General features: G+C 61.7%; 15 protein-coding genes. 7 read left to right on the top strand and 8 right to left on the bottom strand.

Translation table 11 applies throughout. The features are described from left to right. The first annotated feature begins 228 nt into the window (after nucleotides 1-228). Entirely contained in the window at nucleotides 229-1,458 is a 1,230-nt protein-coding gene (locus PQQ86_RS06675; RefSeq protein ID WP_408265456.1) for a porin, read from the top strand. Nucleotides 1,459-1,563: 105 nt separating this feature from the next. Here PQQ86_RS06675 and PQQ86_RS06670 read toward each other — a convergent pair whose 3' ends face one another. Together PQQ86_RS06670 and PQQ86_RS06665 are read right to left on the bottom strand one after the other, a co-directional pair. Further along, nucleotides 1,564-1,908 (bottom strand): DUF3088 domain-containing protein, encoded by a 345-nt coding sequence (locus PQQ86_RS06670; protein WP_408265455.1) that lies wholly within the window; start codon nucleotides 1,906-1,908, stop codon nucleotides 1,564-1,566. Nucleotides 1,909-1,962: 54 nt separating this feature from the next. Continuing rightward, entirely contained in the window at nucleotides 1,963-3,180 is a 1,218-nt protein-coding gene (locus tag PQQ86_RS06665; protein ID WP_408265454.1) for an acyl-CoA dehydrogenase family protein, read from the bottom strand. 290 nt (nucleotides 3,181-3,470) lie between these two features. On the opposite strand from PQQ86_RS06665, the gene PQQ86_RS06660 reads away from it, so the two are divergent. The 6 genes from PQQ86_RS06660 to PQQ86_RS06635 all read left to right on the top strand — a co-directional run bounded on the left by PQQ86_RS06660 (nucleotide 3,471) and on the right by PQQ86_RS06635 (nucleotide 9,043). Beyond that, the gene (locus PQQ86_RS06660) at nucleotides 3,471-3,761 is read left to right on the top strand and encodes a co-chaperone GroES (RefSeq protein WP_408265453.1); all 291 of its coding nucleotides are present in this window, start codon (nucleotides 3,471-3,473) and stop codon (nucleotides 3,759-3,761) included. 18 nt (nucleotides 3,762-3,779) lie between these two features. Further along, the gene (gene groL, locus PQQ86_RS06655; RefSeq protein ID WP_408265452.1) at nucleotides 3,780-5,420 is read left to right on the top strand and encodes a chaperonin GroEL; all 1,641 of its coding nucleotides are present in this window, start codon (nucleotides 3,780-3,782) and stop codon (nucleotides 5,418-5,420) included. A 370-nt stretch (nucleotides 5,421-5,790) separates the two neighbouring features. Continuing rightward, nucleotides 5,791-6,636: a transporter substrate-binding domain-containing protein gene (locus PQQ86_RS06650; RefSeq protein ID WP_408265451.1), complete on the top strand. Its 846-nt coding sequence runs from the start codon at nucleotides 5,791-5,793 to the stop codon at nucleotides 6,634-6,636. Continuing rightward, entirely contained in the window at nucleotides 6,633-7,394 is a 762-nt protein-coding gene (locus tag PQQ86_RS06645; RefSeq protein WP_408265450.1) for an amino acid ABC transporter permease, read from the top strand. The genes PQQ86_RS06650 and PQQ86_RS06645 overlap by 4 nt, the downstream gene beginning before the upstream one ends. After that, a complete protein-coding gene (locus PQQ86_RS06640; RefSeq protein ID WP_408265449.1) occupies nucleotides 7,384-8,190 on the top strand; it encodes an amino acid ABC transporter permease in 807 nt (268 codons plus the stop codon). Before PQQ86_RS06645 ends, PQQ86_RS06640 begins: the two co-directional genes overlap by 11 nt. Then, nucleotides 8,177-9,043: an amino acid ABC transporter ATP-binding protein gene (locus PQQ86_RS06635; protein ID WP_408265448.1), complete on the top strand. Its 867-nt coding sequence runs from the start codon at nucleotides 8,177-8,179 to the stop codon at nucleotides 9,041-9,043. Before PQQ86_RS06640 ends, PQQ86_RS06635 begins: the two co-directional genes overlap by 14 nt. A gap of 118 nt (nucleotides 9,044-9,161) precedes the next feature. Here PQQ86_RS06635 and PQQ86_RS06630 read toward each other — a convergent pair whose 3' ends face one another. From PQQ86_RS06630 to PQQ86_RS06605, 6 genes are all read right to left on the bottom strand, one after another. Continuing rightward, a complete protein-coding gene (locus PQQ86_RS06630; RefSeq protein ID WP_408265447.1) occupies nucleotides 9,162-10,490 on the bottom strand; it encodes an LLM class flavin-dependent oxidoreductase in 1,329 nt (442 codons plus the stop codon). Then, nucleotides 10,487-11,860, bottom strand: a complete 1,374-nt coding sequence (locus tag PQQ86_RS06625; RefSeq protein ID WP_408265446.1) for an MmgE/PrpD family protein — start codon at nucleotides 11,858-11,860, stop codon at nucleotides 10,487-10,489. Before PQQ86_RS06625 ends, PQQ86_RS06630 begins: the two co-directional genes overlap by 4 nt. A gap of 251 nt (nucleotides 11,861-12,111) precedes the next feature. Then, nucleotides 12,112-12,951: a CmcJ/NvfI family oxidoreductase gene (locus tag PQQ86_RS06620; RefSeq protein WP_408265445.1), complete on the bottom strand. Its 840-nt coding sequence runs from the start codon at nucleotides 12,949-12,951 to the stop codon at nucleotides 12,112-12,114. Nucleotides 12,952-13,080: 129 nt separating this feature from the next. Continuing rightward, nucleotides 13,081-14,439: an LLM class flavin-dependent oxidoreductase gene (locus tag PQQ86_RS06615; RefSeq protein WP_408265444.1), complete on the bottom strand. Its 1,359-nt coding sequence runs from the start codon at nucleotides 14,437-14,439 to the stop codon at nucleotides 13,081-13,083. 137 nt (nucleotides 14,440-14,576) lie between these two features. Continuing rightward, nucleotides 14,577-15,647 carry a substrate-binding domain-containing protein gene (locus PQQ86_RS06610; RefSeq protein WP_408265443.1) on the bottom strand — a complete coding sequence of 357 codons (1,071 nt, stop codon included), beginning with the start codon at nucleotides 15,645-15,647 and terminating at the stop codon, nucleotides 14,577-14,579. Between the two features lie 47 nt (nucleotides 15,648-15,694). Beyond that, nucleotides 15,695-17,077, bottom strand: coding sequence for an LLM class flavin-dependent oxidoreductase (locus tag PQQ86_RS06605; protein WP_408265442.1), 1,383 nt, complete (start codon nucleotides 17,075-17,077; stop codon nucleotides 15,695-15,697). Between the last annotated feature and the right edge of the window lie 8 nt (nucleotides 17,078-17,085).

Genomic DNA, 17,085 nt, shown 5'->3' with positions numbered 1-17,085 from the left:
ACACGACAAAAGAACGAATTAATTCAGGATTGCATATCTAATGCAGACGGTTGTCGTTATTGCTTAAAGATCGCCGTTTAAGCGCATTTTTGAGGAAAGCAACCGATATCCATATCGAATTTTCTTGTTTGTTCAATAAGTTCGTTTTGCTTATCGTGACTCGTCGCTTCACCGTGACCCTCGACGCATCACTTCTCTCGCGCTCTTTCAATATTGATTCGAACAACCATGAAAAAACTGCTTTTCGCATTTGGCGTTTCATCTTTAATGGCCGGCACAGCAAGTGCCCAAAGCAGCGTCACGCTGTATGGGATCGTCACGGGCAACCTCACGTATACGAACAACGTACAAACCGCTGCCACGTCCGCTTCCGGCAAACCTGGAGGCGGCACACAGGTGTCGCAGTTCGATAGCGGCACATCAGGCCTGTCGTCGAGCCGCTGGGGCCTGAAAGGCGTGGAAGATCTGGGCGGTGGATTGAAGGCGGTGTTCCAGCTTGAAAGCGGGCTCAGCGTGAATAACGGCACACTGGGACAAGGGGGCACCGAGTTCGGCCGCCAGGCATGGGTGGGTGTCAATGCCGACCGCTACGGCACGTTCACGTTGGGACGTCAGGGCGATACGTCGGTGGATTTCGTATCCCCATTGCTCTACGTCTGGTTTGGGGGCAACCTTTCGATCCATCCGGCCGACTATGACAATCTGAACTTCACGCACCGCATTAACAATTCGATCAAGTACCAGTCGGATTCTTTCAATGGGTTCCGTTTCGGCGCGCTGTACAGCGTCGGCGGTGTGGCCGGCAATGTCACGCAGAACCAGCTATGGTCCACAGGCGCCAGCTACACCGGCGGCGCATTCGCGTTCGCTGCGGCGATCGTCAATGCACGCAATCCGAATACCTCCCTCTACGGCTCCAACGCCAATGCGAGCACCACGGGCAATAACCTGGGTTCCGCCGGGTCGGCTACCGCCCCCGAGTCCAATCCGGCCATCGCCGGCTTTGCCTCGGCACACACACAGCAGACCGTTTCGGTTGCGGCAACCTATACGAGCGGCGGTGCGATCTTCGGCGCGGCCTACTCGAATACGCAGTTCCGCGGACTGGGCTCGAACGCGTCGCTCAATTCGCTCAACTACAGCGGCTCGACAACGCTCAGTACCGTTAGTGCAAGCCTGCGTTATCAGGCCACACCGTTCCTGCGCTTCGGCACATCGTTCGACTATACGGAAGGAGGAAGCGTCGGCGGCAAGGGCAGCGCGAAATACGAGCAGTTGAATCTCACGAGTGCGTACTCGCTATCGAAAGCCACCGATCTGTACCTGACCGGCGCCTATCAGCACGCCAGCGGTACGGACTCGCTGGGCCGGTCCGCGGTCGCTGCGATCGGCTATCTCACGCCGTCCGCCACCGACAAACAGGTGGCTGTCTCGGCAGGTATCAAGCATCAGTTCTGATGCAGGTCCGGTGGCACCCAGTGAGAATCGGGTGCCACCGTTGTTTCTGAACCGTGTGACGAGGCGCCCTCAGGATCGACGGCCGGCCTCCGCGCAGTCACCGCGTCAATGCACCTTCGGAAAACCGTGACGCTGCGCGAGCAGGTCGAGTATCCGGCGCGTATCCGTCACGAAGCGCTTCTCGCCCAGCGTCTGGGCATCAGCCGGCGCAGGCTGTTCGTCGCCGAAAATCAACACCGGCAAACTCTGGTGCTCAGCATCGAGTGCCTCCACCACCACGGCGCGCGGACGCGGGAACGGCAAGCGGCGAATGTCCAGGCGTGCGTTGAGCGCCGGGTCGCTCGCGAGCAATCCTTCGATAGGCGCGCCATCCGGACAGATAAAACGCTCACCGGGGTGGTTCGGATCGGTGAAGCCCGGTTCCAACAGCAATAGTAGATCTCGGCTCATGGCATTCAATGATTGGATGAGGGGTGAATGGATCGTGGCGTTTTTCCCGGCGTTTCAGAAAACGCGCCCTTCAGTCAGATGCGTGATTACGCCGTTCAACTCGTAATCGCCGATCACGCGTGCTTTATGCAGCAATGGGTTGTGGCTGAAGATCGTCCGCAGATTGCGCCAGTGACGGTCGAAATTGTGCGCTCGCCCAGTGGCCGATGCCCCGCCGATTTCAAACAGACGCTCGCCCGCATAGAGCGCCAGCTTGCTGACCACCAGTTGCGTTTTGGCGGTAGCCAAGGACCCTTCCAGCACGAGGTCTTCCGCATTGGCTGCGCCGCTGCGGATTGCATTTGCGGAGCGATCCAGGGTGCGTGCGTTTTGCGCAACCAGCGCGTCGATCGACAGGCTGTGCGCTGCGAGATCACCCACCACCTGCTGCACGAAGCCGTCCTCGCGTGCCGAGGGAGCCGGGCTATGCAACACCGGGCGCCCGTATTGCGTCACATAGCGCCGCGCGTCCGCAAGAATGTTGCGCACGATACCTGCCGCGACCGTTACCAGATGCAATTGCCTCACCGCGCTGCCATGTCGGCCTGCAAGACTCGTATAGCCGCGTGTTGCAATTTCATGGGCAAATACCTGCACGTTGTCGAGCACGAGACTGCCACTCGCCGTCATGCGTTGACCCATCCCGTCCCAATCGTCGAGCACCTGCAGGCCTTCACGCGAGACCGGGATGACAATCGACACCTTCTCGTCGTTCTCGTCCTGCACGTTGATACGCGCGTAGTCGGAGAACGCCGTGCCCGTTGAATAATATTTTTTGCCCGTTACGCGAAAGTGCTCACCATCGCGCACCAGCCTGGTGACGATTTCACCGGGCCTCGCTGTGCCGAGCTCCGTCGACGCACCGCCGAAGATTGCCCCTTCCCGTACACGCTCGATCTGCGTGTCGTTGAAGGCGGAACGCGGCGACAGCACCAACTGCTCGGTCAGGTCGAAATGAATCCGCAACGCATGCGCGACATTCGACTCTTCCGCAGCCAGCGTGGCGATCACATGAAAGAGATCTTCCAGCGAACCGCCGAGGCCGCCCCACTCGACCGGAAAACGGAGCACGCCGAGCCCCGATTCGCGAAACAATGCGAAACGGTCGAACGGCAACTCGCGCCGCACCTCGCGTTGCGCGGCATCTTCGCCGATCGCTTTAGCGAGCGCCGGCAACGCGCTGAGCGCCGCCCGAAGTCGCGCACGTGCCGTGCTTTCCTGAGAGACCTGCATGCCGTCATTCCTTGTATAAGCGCGCGGATCAGGCTTGATCCGGCTGATTGCCCTGGGAGCGTGTATCGGCATCCCGATGGGACGTGCCGATTCGACGGATCAGTATAGGGACGCGCCCCACCTTGCAAAACCAGCGAATCAAGCTATGGATATGCGCGTTTCTGAAATGCCAATCGCCGATAAGGATCGATGAATCCGTTATTGGAGCGTCGCGCGGCATCTTTCTATACTCGATTCCGGTCAGCACTCACCAACGACGAGTGCCAAATTTCAATCGCGGAAGTCGAACCATGAGCCTACGTCCCTTGCATGACCGCTTGATCGTCAAGCGTCTCGACCAGGAAACCAAAACTGCTTCAGGCATCGTCATTCCCGAAAGCGCAGCAGAAAAGCCGGACCAGGGCGAAGTGATCGCCATTGGACCGGGCAAGCGCGATAGCGATGGCAGACGTATCGAGCCCGACCTGAAAGTCGGCGAGCGCGTGTTGTTCGGCAAGTACGCCGGCCAGTCGGTCAAAGTCGACGGCAACGAATTGCTCGTGCTGCGCGAAGAGGATGTCGTCGCAGTCGTCACGCAATAACGAACGGAGCATCAAACCATGGCAGCAAAAGAGATTATTTTTAGCGACGTCGCCCGCTCGAAACTGGTCGAGGGCGTCAACATTCTGGCCAACGCGGTCAAGGTCACGCTCGGTCCGAAGGGCCACAACGTGGTGCTGGAGCGTAGCTTCGGCTCGCCGGTGGTGACGAAAGACGGCGTCTCGGTCGCCAAGGAAATCGAATTGGCGGACCGCGTGCAGAACATCGGCGCGCAACTCGTGAAGGAAGTCGCCTCGCGCACCAGCGACGCCGCCGGCGACGGCACCACCACCGCGACCGTGCTTGCGCAAGCCATCGTGCGTGAGGGCCAGAAATACGTCGCGGCAGGCCTCAACCCGCTGGACCTGAAGCGCGGCATCGACAAGGCCGTGATCGCCGCGATCGACGAACTGAAGAAGATCAGCAAGCCGACCACGACCAGCAAGGAAATCGCCCAGGTCGCAACGATCTCGGCCAACGGCGAAGAGTCGATCGGCCAACGTATCGCCGAAGCGATCGACCGGGTCGGCAAGGAAGGCGTTATTACCGTCGAAGACGGCAAGTCGCTCGACGATGAACTTGACGTGGTGGAAGGTCTGCAATTCGATCGCGGCTACCTGTCGCCCTATTTCATCAACGATCAGGACAAACAGGTTGCCGTGCTCGACAACCCGTTCGTGCTGCTGCACGACAAGAAGGTGTCGAATATCCGCGATCTGCTGCCGATTCTGGAACAGGTCGCCAAAGCCGGCCGCCCGCTGCTGATCATCGCGGAAGATGTGGAAGGCGAAGCGCTGGCTACGCTCGTGGTCAACAACATTCGCGGCATTCTGAAGACCGTCGCGGTCAAGGCGCCGGGCTTCGGCGACCGCCGCAAGGCGCTGCTCGAAGACATCGCGATCCTGACCGGCGGCAAGGTGATCGCTGAAGAAACCGGCCTGACGCTCGAAAAGGCAACGCTGGCTGAACTGGGCCAAGCCAAGCGCATCGAGGTGGGCAAGGAGAACACCACGGTCATCGACGGCGCCGGCGACAGCAAGAACATCGAAGCGCGTGTGAAGCAGATCCGCACGCAGATCGAGGAAGCGAGCTCCGACTATGACCGCGAAAAACTGCAGGAGCGTGTGGCGAAGTTGGCGGGCGGCGTGGCGGTCATCAAGGTGGGCGGCGCGACCGAGATCGAAGTCAAGGAAAAGAAAGACCGTGTAGACGACGCGCTGCACGCCACGCGCGCTGCGGTCGAAGAAGGCATCGTGCCGGGCGGCGGCGTCGCGCTGATCCGCGTGAAGCAGGCCATCAGCGGACTTAGAGGTGTGAACGCCGATCAGGATGCGGGCATCAAGATCGTGCTGCGCGCACTCGAAGAACCGCTGCGCCAGATCGTGACGAACGCCGGTGAAGAAGCCAGCGTCGTGGTCGCGAAAGTGGCGGAGGGTACGGGCAACTTCGGCTACAACGCACAGACCGGCCAATACGGTGACCTCGTGGAATCGGGCGTGCTCGATCCGACCAAGGTCACGCGTACGGCGCTGCAAAACGCGGCTTCGGTTGCGGGTCTGCTGTTGACCACCGATGCCACCGTTCATGAAGCACCGAAGGATGCGCCGGCAGCCGGCCAGCCGGGCGGTCCGGGCGCAGGTGGGCCGGGGCTGGATTTCTGATTCTGAGCGTCAACCCGCTAGCCGCACAAGCACGCCGGTGTGCTTTTCACAGCATGCCGGCGTGCTGCCACAGGAGCAAACGTGTCAGCCGGATATAGCGCGGCACACACAGCCGGTGCACAGCCGACCAAATCCGCCGCAGCATCCATTTCTCCGTTTCAACGACGCTCGCGTCTGCATAAATGCGCGAATCAGATAACGGTATGAAAAATCCTTGGTTCTTTCCGGCGTCACACATGCCGAAAATAGGCAGTCCCGAATCGCGTCCTGTATTTCTCTTCCGGCGAGTCCTGGTGGCCTCATAGCAACGAAGTCACGCCGATCGGCCGGAGCGATATCAGGATCCAACCTGACTTCCGCCTACTCTTTCATGTTCAGCCGACCGACCCGCCCCACCCTCCAGCGCGCATTGCGCGCCGTGACGCTTTTCGCAGCATTGGGCGCCAGTGCCGCCCACGCCGATACGACACTCGATCGGATTCATCAGCGGCACAAGATCGTCATCGGCGTGATCCTGTCAGGGCCACCGTTCGGCTCGCTGGACCCGGCCACGCAGAAGCCGCTCGGCTTTAATATCGATCTCGCGAACGACGTCGCGAAACGCCTCGGCGTCGACGTGGAACTGACGCCGGTCCAGCCGTCGAACCGTGTGCAGTTCCTGCAGCAAGGCAAGGTCGATGCCCTGATCGCCAACATGGAAGTCATCAAGGAACGCGCGGAGCTTTTCTCCTACCCGCCCACGCCGTTTGAGGAAATCGGCGGTGCGCTGATTACGCGCAAGGACAGCGGCATCAAGACCTGGAGCGACGTACGCGGCAAGCCCGTCTGCGTCTCGCAGGGCAGCAACTATACGAAGCCGCTCGCCGAAGAATATGGCGCACAGGTGAAGGCATTTCGTGGCCAGCCGGAATCGCTGCTCGCGCTGCGCGGCAATAACTGCGTCGCCGCGGTTCACGTTGCCCCTACGCTACGCCTGCTTGTCGCACGCAATCCGGACTGGAAGGATTACACGATCCCCGTATCGAACGAGCTGATTCCGTCGCCGTCTGTGATCTGGGTTCGCAAGGGTGAAACGGATACGCAAAGCGCGCTCGAGAAAATCGTGCAGGACTGGCATCGCAGCGGCTGGCTGATCGACGTCGAACACAAGAACGGCATGCAGCCCTCGCAAGCCGTGCTCGATCTGCATGCGAAGTACAAGGCGCAAGGTGCATGAGCGAGTCGACGCAAGTGCTCTCGCACGCCGCCACTAGCGTGGTCGACACGATCAGCAAGGTCGGGCTGAACTACAGTTTCGTGCTCGCGCCTGACGAACTCGCGTCGTTTCTGCACGGCATGCTGGTCACACTGGAACTCTCGCTCGTGACGGCGCTCGGTAGTCTGGGCGCCGGTGTGGCGTTGGCGGCGCTGCTCACTTCACAGCGTCCGGCGCTTGCGCGCCCCGCTCGCGTGTTCGTCGAGATCACGCGTAATACGCCGACGCTCGTGCAGCTCTTCTGCGCCTTTCTGGTGATCAATATGCTGATCAGCGAGGCACTGCGCAATCTGGGCGGCAATCCGCTGACGCCGTTCATCTGGAGCGCGATCGTCATCTCGCTGCACAAGGGCGCGTTTCATGCCGAAGCCCTGCGCGCCGGTATCGAAGCGGTGCCGCGCACCACGCTCGAAGCGGCCCAGTCGCTCGGTTTCAGCCGCCGCCAGCGCCTTTGGAGCGTTCAGTTGCCGCTCGCGCTGCGCTTTGCCCTGCCCGCGCTCGTCAACAATATGGTCGACCTGGTGAAGATGACCACCGTCGCTTCCGCGATCGCCGTCGGCGACATCACGTATGCATCGATCATGATCTGGACGCAGCGCGACAACGTGCTCGAGTTGATGATCCTGATCCTGCTGTTCTTCGGTGCACTGACCTTTGCGATCAATCGCGCAGGACGCTGGCTCGAAGTCCGTCTGAGGATGCCAGGCTATGGCCACTGAATCCATTACCGTGCCCGAGCGGGACGGCCGGTACCGCTCCCTCTTTGCGCTTGCCAGCGTGGTCGGCGTCGCCGCCATGCTGGCGCTCGCCGAGCACGAGATCGCACATGGCCCAAGCTATCCCGCACTCGCCGCACTCATTACGTGGGTGCCGGCGCTCGGCAAATCCCTATGGGTCAACATCGAAATCAGCCTGCTTGCCATCGCGCTCGGCACACTTGCCGGTCTCGCGCTCGGCCCCTTGCTGCTGTCGCCGATACGGGGCGTCCGGCTGATTGTTCGCAGCTATGTGCAGGTGTTTCGAAACGCCCCATTGCTCGTGCTGATCTATTTTTCGACCTACGTGTTCCCATTCGAAATCGCGCTCGGTCAACACATCGTGCCGTTTCCCGACTGGTTCAAGGTCACGCTCGGTCTCGCGCTGCCTGCCAGCGCCAACTTCGCCGAGATCTTCCGTGGCGCGATCCAGTCAATCCCTCACGCGCAGTGGGACGCGGCACGTTCGCTTGCGTTCAGCCGGACCCAGGTGTTCCGTTGGATCATCCTGCCGCAATGTGTGAAGCGGATGCTGCCGCCGTGGATGAACCTGTACGCCAGCATCACCATGGCGACCGCGCTCGCGTCGCTGGTAGGCGTGCACGATCTGCTGGACACCGCGCAGGTGGCGAGCAATACCGTGGCGCGCGCGGATTTCACAGTCCTCGTCTATTTCACCGTGCTCGGCTTGTTCTTCGCTTACTGCTACCCGATCGCGCGCTTCACCCGCCTTCTTGAGAAACGCTATGCTTTCAGCTGATGTCTCGCTCGCTCCCGCCGCATCCGCAGCCGCTGCCGCGGCCGTGCGCCCTCTGGTCCGGTTACGCGACGTGCATCTGTCATTCGGCTCGACGCCCGTGCTCAAGGGTATCGACCTCGACGTGTTCCGCGGGCAGGCCGTGTCGATCATCGGACCATCCGGGTCGGGCAAGTCGACGATTCTGCGCTGCATTACCGGGCTATTGCGTCCCCAGCACGGCGAGATCGAAGTGGACGGTACCCGTGTCGACCAGCTTGCCTCTGAACGCGACGAGATCGAACTACGCAAGCGCGTCGGTTTCGTGTTCCAGCAATACAACCTGTTTCCGCATCTGAGCGTATTGGACAATCTGGTTGTCGCGCCCGTGCGCATCCTGGGGCGCGACAAAGCCGACGCCACCCGCACCGCTTACGATCTGCTGAAGAAAGTGCGCCTTGCGGACAAGGCCCATGCGTACCCGGGTGAGCTGTCGGGCGGCCAGCAACAGCGCGTGGCGATTGCACGCGCGCTCGCGATGCAGCCGGATCTGATCCTCTTCGACGAGGTGACCTCGGCGCTGGACCCGGAGACCGTGGGCGAAGTGCTGACCGTCATCCGCGATCTGGTGAGGGACGGCATGACCTGCGTGCTCGTCACGCACGAGATGCGCTTTGCCGAAGAAGTGAGCGATGCAGTATATTTCACCGAGGCCGGTGTGATTGTCGAACACGGTCCGGCTAACGCGCTGTTCCGCGCGCCGGTCAGTCCGCGTACACGTGAGTTTCTGGCGCATACGCCGTCCGCGCCGGAGACGGCACACGCGGCGCCGCCCCGCACACCGCTGGCACTGAATCTGCGCCACTTCGCGATCTAGACGATCTGGACGATCTGGACCTGCGAGTACGGCGCGGCTTAGGATGCAAGCTTGAAAAAAACGCGGCGTCTGCCCAGCAGACGCCGCGTTTTGTTTTCCGCGTTTTACTTCTCGAGCCTCACTGCCCCGCATAGCGGCTCACGGGCCGCTGCAAACCGAGGTGATCGCGCAAGGTAGTGCCGCTATATTCGGTGCGGAACAACCCACGCCGCTGCAACTCCGGCACGACGAGTTCGACAAAATCGTCGAGACCACCCGGAAAATACGGGGGCATGATATTGAAGCCGTCGGCTGCTTCGCCCGTAAACCACTCTTCCAGCGCATCCGCCACCTGCACAGGCGTGCCCCAAACGATGCGGTGCCCACGCGCGCCGGCCACCAGGTAATACAGCTCGCGCAAAGTCAGACTCTCGCGGCGTGCGAGATCGGTCAGCAGCTTGGCACGGCTTTTCAATTGATCGGATTCCGGCAGCTCCGGCAGCGGACCATCGAGCGGATACTTCGACACGTCGTGCCCGAGCCGATCGGACAACAGTGACAATGCGCCAGACGTATCGGTCCATTCCTGCAACTGCGCGTATTTGTCTTTCGCTTCCTGCTCCGTCCTGCCGATGACAGGAAACACGCCCGGCATCACGTGCAACTGCTGGCCCTCACGGCGAAATTTCGGCAACCGGCCTTTCAGGTCGCGATAGAAAACCTGCGCTTCTTCAATCGTCTGCTGCGCGGTGAACACCACCTCCGCCGTGCGCGCCGCCAGGTCCTGTCCCGGTCCGGACGAGCCGGCCTGAATCACCACGGGATGCCCCTGGGGCGGCCGCGACGCATTCAACGGGCCTTTGACGGCGAAGAACTGGCCCTTGTGATCCAGCGTATGCACCTTGGCGGGATCGAAGTAGACGCCACGCGCCTTGTCCTTGAGCACCGCGTCGTCATCCCAGCTGTCCCACAGTCCCTTGACGACATCGACGAACTCACCCGCCATTTCATAGCGCAGCGCGTGATCCGGATGATTGCCACGCGTGAAGTTCGCGGCCGTGCGGTCGTACGAAGTCGTCACGACGTTCCAGGCCGCGCGTCCGCTGCTCAGATGATCCAGCGACGCAAACGCGCGCGCGACGTGATACGGCTCGCTATACGTGGTCGACGCGGTAGCCGCGAGACCGATATGACGCGTGCCCATGGCGAGCGCCGACAGCAGGCACAGCGGCTCAAGCCTCATCGCCATCGACGGATGCGCATCGGGTCCGCTGGTGAGGCCGTCGGCGAGAAAGACCATGTCGAACTTGGCGCGTTCAGCAGTCTGCGTGATGCGCTGCATCAGCGCGAGATTCTCGCTGCCCGCCTGCGCGTCAGGATGCCGCCAGCCGGCGACGTGGTGTCCCGCACCCTGAATGAAGAGCCCAAGACGCATCTGCCTGCGGGTACTGCTGTTATTCGTGCTCATACGTGGATCTGTGCGAAGACATTGAAAAGGGAAGCGAGGTCGGCGGCGCTCTGCATCGTGTCGATATGCGCTGGGATAAACGCGAGACGTTCGTCGTGACCGGTGGCGTCCGCGAATTTCGCGGCCAGATCCGTCGCGCTGTAGAGGCGATCGGTCTTATGGCTCAGTACCGTCCCGTTGCGCAATACGATCTCGACGGTCGAGAAGCGCGTGGCCGGATCGGTCGACGCGCGCGCGGCGGTTTCATCATGACGGCTTGCCACGCGTCGCGCGAGCGCGATCAGGTCGTCGCGCACGGGCACATCGGCGAATGTGGCCACGCTGGGAGAACCATCCGTCAGTGCGGCCGCGACTGCGTAGGCAACACTAAAGCGCGCTTCGAGACCGGTTGAAGGCAAATGTCTGGAAAGCGGTGTGTCGCCGCCGGGCGGAAATATCACCGTCACCTCGGCAATGTCCTCCGGCGTGAGACGGTGTGTGTCGCGCAATGTCAATGCGGCATGCACGGCGTAGTGCGTCGCCGTGCAGCACGCCCACGGCTTGAAGTACAGGCCCGGGACGGCGATTTGCCAGGGTGCGCCCCAACCGTCGAGCACGCGTTCGGGTTGCGCGGCGCCGCCGCTGAAGACTGCGAAAAAGCCGACCGGTCCGTCCAGTGCTTCCGGCGAGCCCTGCAGTCCCGCCGCTGCGAGTTCAGCGGCGAATAAACCAGCGCGCGCGGCGAGCCCGGCATGCAAGGGTTTCGCTTCGCTGCCGAACTGCAGGCGTAGGCCGGCGGACTGCGTGGCGGCAAGACCCAGCGCGTTCTCAATGGCACCGGCATCGAGCCTCAGCAGATGAGACACTGCGGCTGCCGCGCCAAGCGCGCCCAATGTCGCGGTGTTATGAAAGCCCTGCTCGTAGTGCCGGCTGCCGAGTGCAAGACCGACGCGCGCCATCGTTTCGACGCCGACGACGTAGGCGTCGAGCACGTCGAGCGCACTGCTGCCGCGTGTTTGCGCCAGCGCGAACAGCGCAGGCAGCAATACCGTCGCGGGATGGCCTCTTACGCTGCTATGCACGTCGTCGTAATCGAGTGCGTGCCCGGCGTAACCGTTGAGCAACGCAGCCTGCTGCGCCGATGCACGGGCGCTGCTACCGATTACCGATGCTTCGCCGCGCGAGTCGTTGGCGCTGACTGCCAGGAGTTTTTGATAGCCGCTGTCGCTCGCGCCGGCAAAGGCGGCAGCGAGAAAGTCGAGGATGCCGCGTCTTGCGGCGGCAATGGCGTCGGCGTCGCGGGACGGCGACGCCTGAGCGATCGCGGCGGCCAGCCGTCGTGTCACGCCGGTGGCCTGCTGGCCGGCGCTGGATGCATGGAGGCTTGACATGTCGAAGGCGTGAGAGCTGTGAAAACGCACCGGGCAAGCGTTACGCTCACCTCGTCCGACGAAAAACAAAAGCTGCGTCGACCAAAGAAGTAAGGCAACGACCCGAACGCCGCATGCTAACCAAACGCTGCGTCACAAACAAACAAGAATTCACGCTTTCGATATTGCAGATTCTGCGATGCTGCAGCAGACGCGTCCCACTATCGGCTGCCCTGCATTTCACGGCGTGCCGGCGCGCTCAACGCCGGCACTCAAAAGAACAACAACGTGCGCAATTCGATGCTCCGGCGCGGCGGCGCATCGGCCGGCGACGTGGGGTCGTCGAAAGCCGTATTGGCCGTGAGACGCGCGATGCCGTCGCCCGCCGAATCGTAAATCTTCAGCAGCAGGAATTCATCGGGCGACATCTGCGGGAAGTAGTACCAACGGTGCCGCGGATTGAAGACCAACGCATACGTCTCGCCGACTTTGTCGGGATAAACCAGATCTGATGCGACCAGATCGTTGAGCGTGATACTGCGCGAATCGCATAGCGCGAGCGGCGACGATTGCACCGTTTCTCCGATTGGACGCCACAGATTGACGATTGCCACACGGCCTTGCAGCAACCGCTCCGCTTCACCTGTCGGCAGATGATCGCGCACCCGGCGCGGCCCCGACACAAAAGTCTGGTCGTTATGGATGTACTTGACCGGCTCCCTCACACCATTGCTGCGCTCAGGATTGCCGTCACGCAGCGTGTGATCGAACACGACCACCCGGCGAGCGCCGGTGGCCTGTTTCAGCAACTGCTCCGCTTCGCGATAGTAGACAGATTCAATCGTTGCCGGATCGGAGAAATCGTTCAGCGCGCTAGCGTGCCGATGCAGTTCGAAGCCGTTACGATCGAGCGACAACGCGCCAGGCGGCGGCGCGACGCGGGCATTTGAAATGTTCACCCGATGCGGCCGGTACACGCCACTACGTTTCGGAACGCCCGGCGGCGGTTCGTATTGGTACGACACCGGCTTCTCGCCGGTGAACTCGAGGTAGTTCAAGTTTGCCTCGACCGTCGCGGCAGACACCGGTGCATCGATGACGATATCGCTCATGTTCGCATCCTCATCACGTTAAAACGACTATGGCCGCGGTACGCAACGCGCGGCGGCAGTAGACGCATGCATCTATCGTTTCAGCGTAGGCGACGGCTGCGCCGGGAGGAAATAACGAATCGTGGAAAGTTATGCGCCGGATTGAAGTACAGGAGCATGGCGGCTTTTCGGCCGCCGCAATCCGAGATTCTCGCGCAGCGTGCGCCCTTCATAGTCCTCGCGGAACAACCCGCGTCGCCGCAACTCCGGCAATACCAATTCGACGAAATCGGTCAAACCATCCGGCAGCACCGGCGGCATCACGTTGAAACCGTCGGCGGCATGATTCACAAAGCGCTCTTCGAGTTGATCGACGATCTGCGCCGGCGTGCCGACGAGCTGCCAATGACCGCGCGCACCCGCGACCCGTAAATAGAGTTGGCGGATCGTGAGGTTCTCGCGGCGAGCCAGTTCGATCGTCAACACCTGACGGCTCTTGCTCGCATTCGTTTCGGGCAGCTCAGGGATCGGCCCGTCGAGCGGATAGTCCGAGAGATCGAACCCACCGGTCAGTCCGGATACGAGCGCAAGTCCGACTTTCGGATCGACGAGCGACTGCAACTGCTCGAACTTCTCTTTCGCCTCGCTTTCAGTGCGGCCAACAATCGGAAATACGCCCGGCATGATCTTCAGATCGTCCGGATGACGGCCGTAAGCCGCCATGCGTCCCTTCACATCCGCGTAAAAGTCCGCCGCGTCCTGCAACGTTTGCTGCGCTGTGAAAATCACCTCGGCCGTCTTCGCTGCGAGGTCCCGGCCGGCTTCAGACGACCCGGCCTGCACGACGACCGGATGCCCCTGCGGAGAGCGCGCGACATTCAACGGGCCCTTGACCTGAAAGAAACGTCCCTTGTGATCCAGCACGTGCCGTTTGGCGGGGTCGAAGAAACGCCCTTCGGCTTTGTTGCGGACGAACGCGTCGTCCTCCCAGCTGTCCCATAGGCCCCCTGTGACTTCCGCGAACTCAGCGGCGCGCGCATAGCGCTCGGCGTGGTCGAAATGCTTGTCACGGTTGAAGTTCTTTGCTTCATGCTCGCTCGACGAGGTGACCAGATTCCAACCCGCACGCCCCCCGCTGATGTGATCGAGCGAGGCAAACTTGCGGGCAATGTGGTACGGCTCGTTGAAGCTTGTCGAGGCTGTGCCGACCAGACCGATGCGCTCGGTCACAGCCGCCAACGCCGACAGCAACGTGATCGGCTCGAACTGCGCCACGTAGCTGTGCGCCGTGCGGCTCAGAAAGTCGACGTTGTCGCCGCGTGTTCCCACGCCGTCGGCGAGAAAGATCAGATCGAATTTCGCGGCCTCGGCTGCTTGCGCGAGCCGGACGTAGTGACGGAAGTTAACGCCGGCGTCCGCCTGTGCCTCGGGATGCCGCCACGCTGCAATGTGGTGTCCGGCAGGGTAAAGGAAAGCGCCGAGGCGCAAGTGTCCGCTACGTTTGCTCATGGAAGTCCAAAGGAAATGATTGACAGCGGGGTTCCGCACAGTGCTGGCCGGGCGGCCGTACTACGACGCCCCGCCCCGCATTTGACGTGTTCCCGACGCGGTTACGCACGACAACTCCGTGCGGCCCTTAACGAGGCTCAATCCGCTGCCGGAATCCACGCTGCCGTGGCAGCATCGCTCGAACGGAATGCCGGGAATTTATCGCCGAGCTCGGCAATCGTCTTGATGTTGTTCTTCACCAGATCGTCGCGCGTAATCAGCGTTGGCTTGACGACAATCCGGTGCTCGAGCGTCTGCCCCGCGAGAAGCAAGGCCGCGGCCCGTACGGACACCGCGCCGACCACCGCCGGATTGGTCGCCGCGGTCGCCACCCACGCGCTATTCGGCGCGCGAATCGCCTCGATATCGGAGGTCGAAATATCAGCGCTGTAAATGCGCAGTTTCGACGACAGGTTCGCCTCGTCCGCCGCGAGCTTCGCGCCACGTGCGAATTCGTCGTAAGGCGCGAACACCACACGAATCTCAGGATGCGCGCGATAGGCCGCAGCAGCCTGGTTGGCCACCGACTGCGCGATCGGATTGTCCACCGTGCCCCAGCGCGCCTTCTCCTGAACCTTCGGATGAGCGGCCTTGAAGTCACGCCATACCGCATCGCGCCGGTCGAGCGGTGCGAATCCGGCTACGTACACGTAGCCGGCGGCAAAGGTATCGCCGTTATCTTTCACCGCCTGATCGAGCAACAGCGCTGCCAGATCGCGATCGCTCTGCTCGATCTGCGGCACCTTCGGATTGCCCAGATCGACATCGAACGCGACGACCTTGATGCCTTTATCCAACGCGCGCTGCACGACGTCCTTGAGCGATTCAGGCAAACCGTGATTCACGATAATTGCGGACACACCGAGGCTGATCGCCTGCTGGATCTGTTCACGTTGCTCGGCCGCATCCTGACGGCCTTCATAGATGCGCAGATCGATGCCAAGCGCTTTGGCCTGCTTTTGTGCACCGGCTTCATAGGCCTGAAAAAAATCGCCCGTCGACAGATAGTTGACGAGCGCGATCTTCACGCCGCCCTTGTCGAACGGTGCGGGCGCACCCTTGAGCGGAGCCGCGTGCGCTGCGGCCCCGGCCAGCATCGTGGCCGCAGCCAGGGCGAGTGTGCGGAACGTAAGGCTCACATCCAGCTTGCGACGAAGAAACGATTTCATCAATGATCTCCAACCTGTTAGTCGATGTTTTATGAGCAAGCGCGGCGCTATCCGGCATGGGCCGGCGTGTGCGTGCGGTAGGCCGCGCCGGGATGCGGTTCAGCCAGTCGCGGACCACCGCCATGCAACTTTTCGCGCAGCGTGCCGTTGATGTAATCGGTCTTGTAGACGCCTCGTCGTTGCAATTCGGGCACGACCAGGTCGACGAAATCCGCGAAGCTCTCGTGAGTCAATGCATAAGCGAGATTGAATCCGTCGACGTCGGTCTCCTCGACCCATGACTGCAACTCGTCGGCGATCTCCTGCGGGTTTCCCACTGAAAGCGGTCCGAGTCCGCCAATACCGCCCCACTTCGCAATCTCGCGCACGGTCCACACGCGTGTCGGATCCGCGCTCGATAAAGCCTCCACGGCCGACTGCACCGCATTGCTCTCGATATAGCGGAGCGGTTCGTCAAGGTCGTACCTCGACAGATCGATGCCGGTCCACCCCGACATCAGCGCGAGCGCGCCCTCGTCGCTTGTATAGCGGCGATAGTCGGCGTGCTTCGCGTGCGCATCCGCTGATGTCTTGCCGGTGATCACCGTGTGCAGGTTGAAAATCAGCACGTCGTGCGGATCACGGCCGAATGACTTCACGCGTGCCCGGACATCGGCGACGAAATTCTTCAGAATCGTGCGCGACGGCGCAGCGATGAAGATGCACTCGGCGTGCTGCGCGGCGAAATCCTTGCCGCGCTTCGAAGCGCCCGCCTGGTAGAGCACCGGTGTGCGCTGGGGCGACGGCTCGCAAAGATGAATGCCCGGCACGTCGAAATACTGCCCACGGTGGTTGATCGGATGGACCTTCGACGGTTCGGTGAAGACCTTTCGCGCGGCATCGCGCACCACGGCGTCGTCTTCCCAGGAGGCTTCCCACAACTTGTAGCAGACCTCGAGATATTCCTCGGCAAGCGAATAGCGCTCGTCGTGATTGGCCTGCGCCGGCAAGCCGACATTGCGTGCGGCGCTGTCCAGATACGACGTGACAATGTTCCAGCCAACCCGGCCGTTGGTCAGGTGGTCGAGTGTCGACATGCGCCGCGCGAACGGATACGGGTGCTCGTACGAGAGCGAGCAGGTCACGCCGAAGCCGAGATGCTCAGTCACGTTCGCCATCGCCGAGACGAGCAGCACGGGATCGTTGACCGGGACTTGCGCGGCCTGGCGAATCGCGGCCTCCCCATTGCCGTTAAAGACGTCGTAAATACCCAGCACGTCGGCGATGAAGAGACCGTCGAACTTGCCGCGCTCGAGCAGTTTCGCGAGGTCGGTCCAGTAATCGATTTGCTTGTAACGCCACGACGTGTCGCGTGGATGCGGCCATAAGCCTGGCGACTGGTGCCCAACGCAGTTCATGTCGAATGCGTTGAGGCGGATTTCTCTGGCCATGATCGGGT

The organism is Paraburkholderia sediminicola, assembly GCF_046026675.1.
Lineage (GTDB): Bacteria > Pseudomonadota > Gammaproteobacteria > Burkholderiales > Burkholderiaceae > Paraburkholderia > Paraburkholderia sediminicola_F.
Note: the sequence above shows the minus strand (reverse complement) of the source record. Positions and strands in the feature narration are given on the sequence as shown.

Coding starts and splice junctions, on each gene's coding strand:
- PQQ86_RS06675 (WP_408265456.1), top strand. CDS start 229: ATGAAAAAACTGCTTTTCGCATTTGGCGTTTCATCTTTAATGGCCGGC.
- PQQ86_RS06670 (WP_408265455.1), bottom strand. CDS start 1,908: ATGAGCCGAGATCTACTATTGCTGTTGGAACCGGGCTTCACCGATCCG.
- PQQ86_RS06665 (WP_408265454.1), bottom strand. CDS start 3,180: ATGCAGGTCTCTCAGGAAAGCACGGCACGTGCGCGACTTCGGGCGGCG.
- PQQ86_RS06660 (WP_408265453.1), top strand. CDS start 3,471: ATGAGCCTACGTCCCTTGCATGACCGCTTGATCGTCAAGCGTCTCGAC.
- groL (WP_408265452.1), top strand. CDS start 3,780: ATGGCAGCAAAAGAGATTATTTTTAGCGACGTCGCCCGCTCGAAACTG.
- PQQ86_RS06650 (WP_408265451.1), top strand. CDS start 5,791: ATGTTCAGCCGACCGACCCGCCCCACCCTCCAGCGCGCATTGCGCGCC.
- PQQ86_RS06645 (WP_408265450.1), top strand. CDS start 6,633: ATGAGCGAGTCGACGCAAGTGCTCTCGCACGCCGCCACTAGCGTGGTC.
- PQQ86_RS06640 (WP_408265449.1), top strand. CDS start 7,384: ATGGCCACTGAATCCATTACCGTGCCCGAGCGGGACGGCCGGTACCGC.
- PQQ86_RS06635 (WP_408265448.1), top strand. CDS start 8,177: ATGCTTTCAGCTGATGTCTCGCTCGCTCCCGCCGCATCCGCAGCCGCT.
- PQQ86_RS06630 (WP_408265447.1), bottom strand. CDS start 10,490: ATGAGCACGAATAACAGCAGTACCCGCAGGCAGATGCGTCTTGGGCTC.
- PQQ86_RS06625 (WP_408265446.1), bottom strand. CDS start 11,860: ATGTCAAGCCTCCATGCATCCAGCGCCGGCCAGCAGGCCACCGGCGTG.
- PQQ86_RS06620 (WP_408265445.1), bottom strand. CDS start 12,951: ATGAGCGATATCGTCATCGATGCACCGGTGTCTGCCGCGACGGTCGAG.
- PQQ86_RS06615 (WP_408265444.1), bottom strand. CDS start 14,439: ATGAGCAAACGTAGCGGACACTTGCGCCTCGGCGCTTTCCTTTACCCT.
- PQQ86_RS06610 (WP_408265443.1), bottom strand. CDS start 15,647: ATGAAATCGTTTCTTCGTCGCAAGCTGGATGTGAGCCTTACGTTCCGC.
- PQQ86_RS06605 (WP_408265442.1), bottom strand. CDS start 17,077: ATGGCCAGAGAAATCCGCCTCAACGCATTCGACATGAACTGCGTTGGG.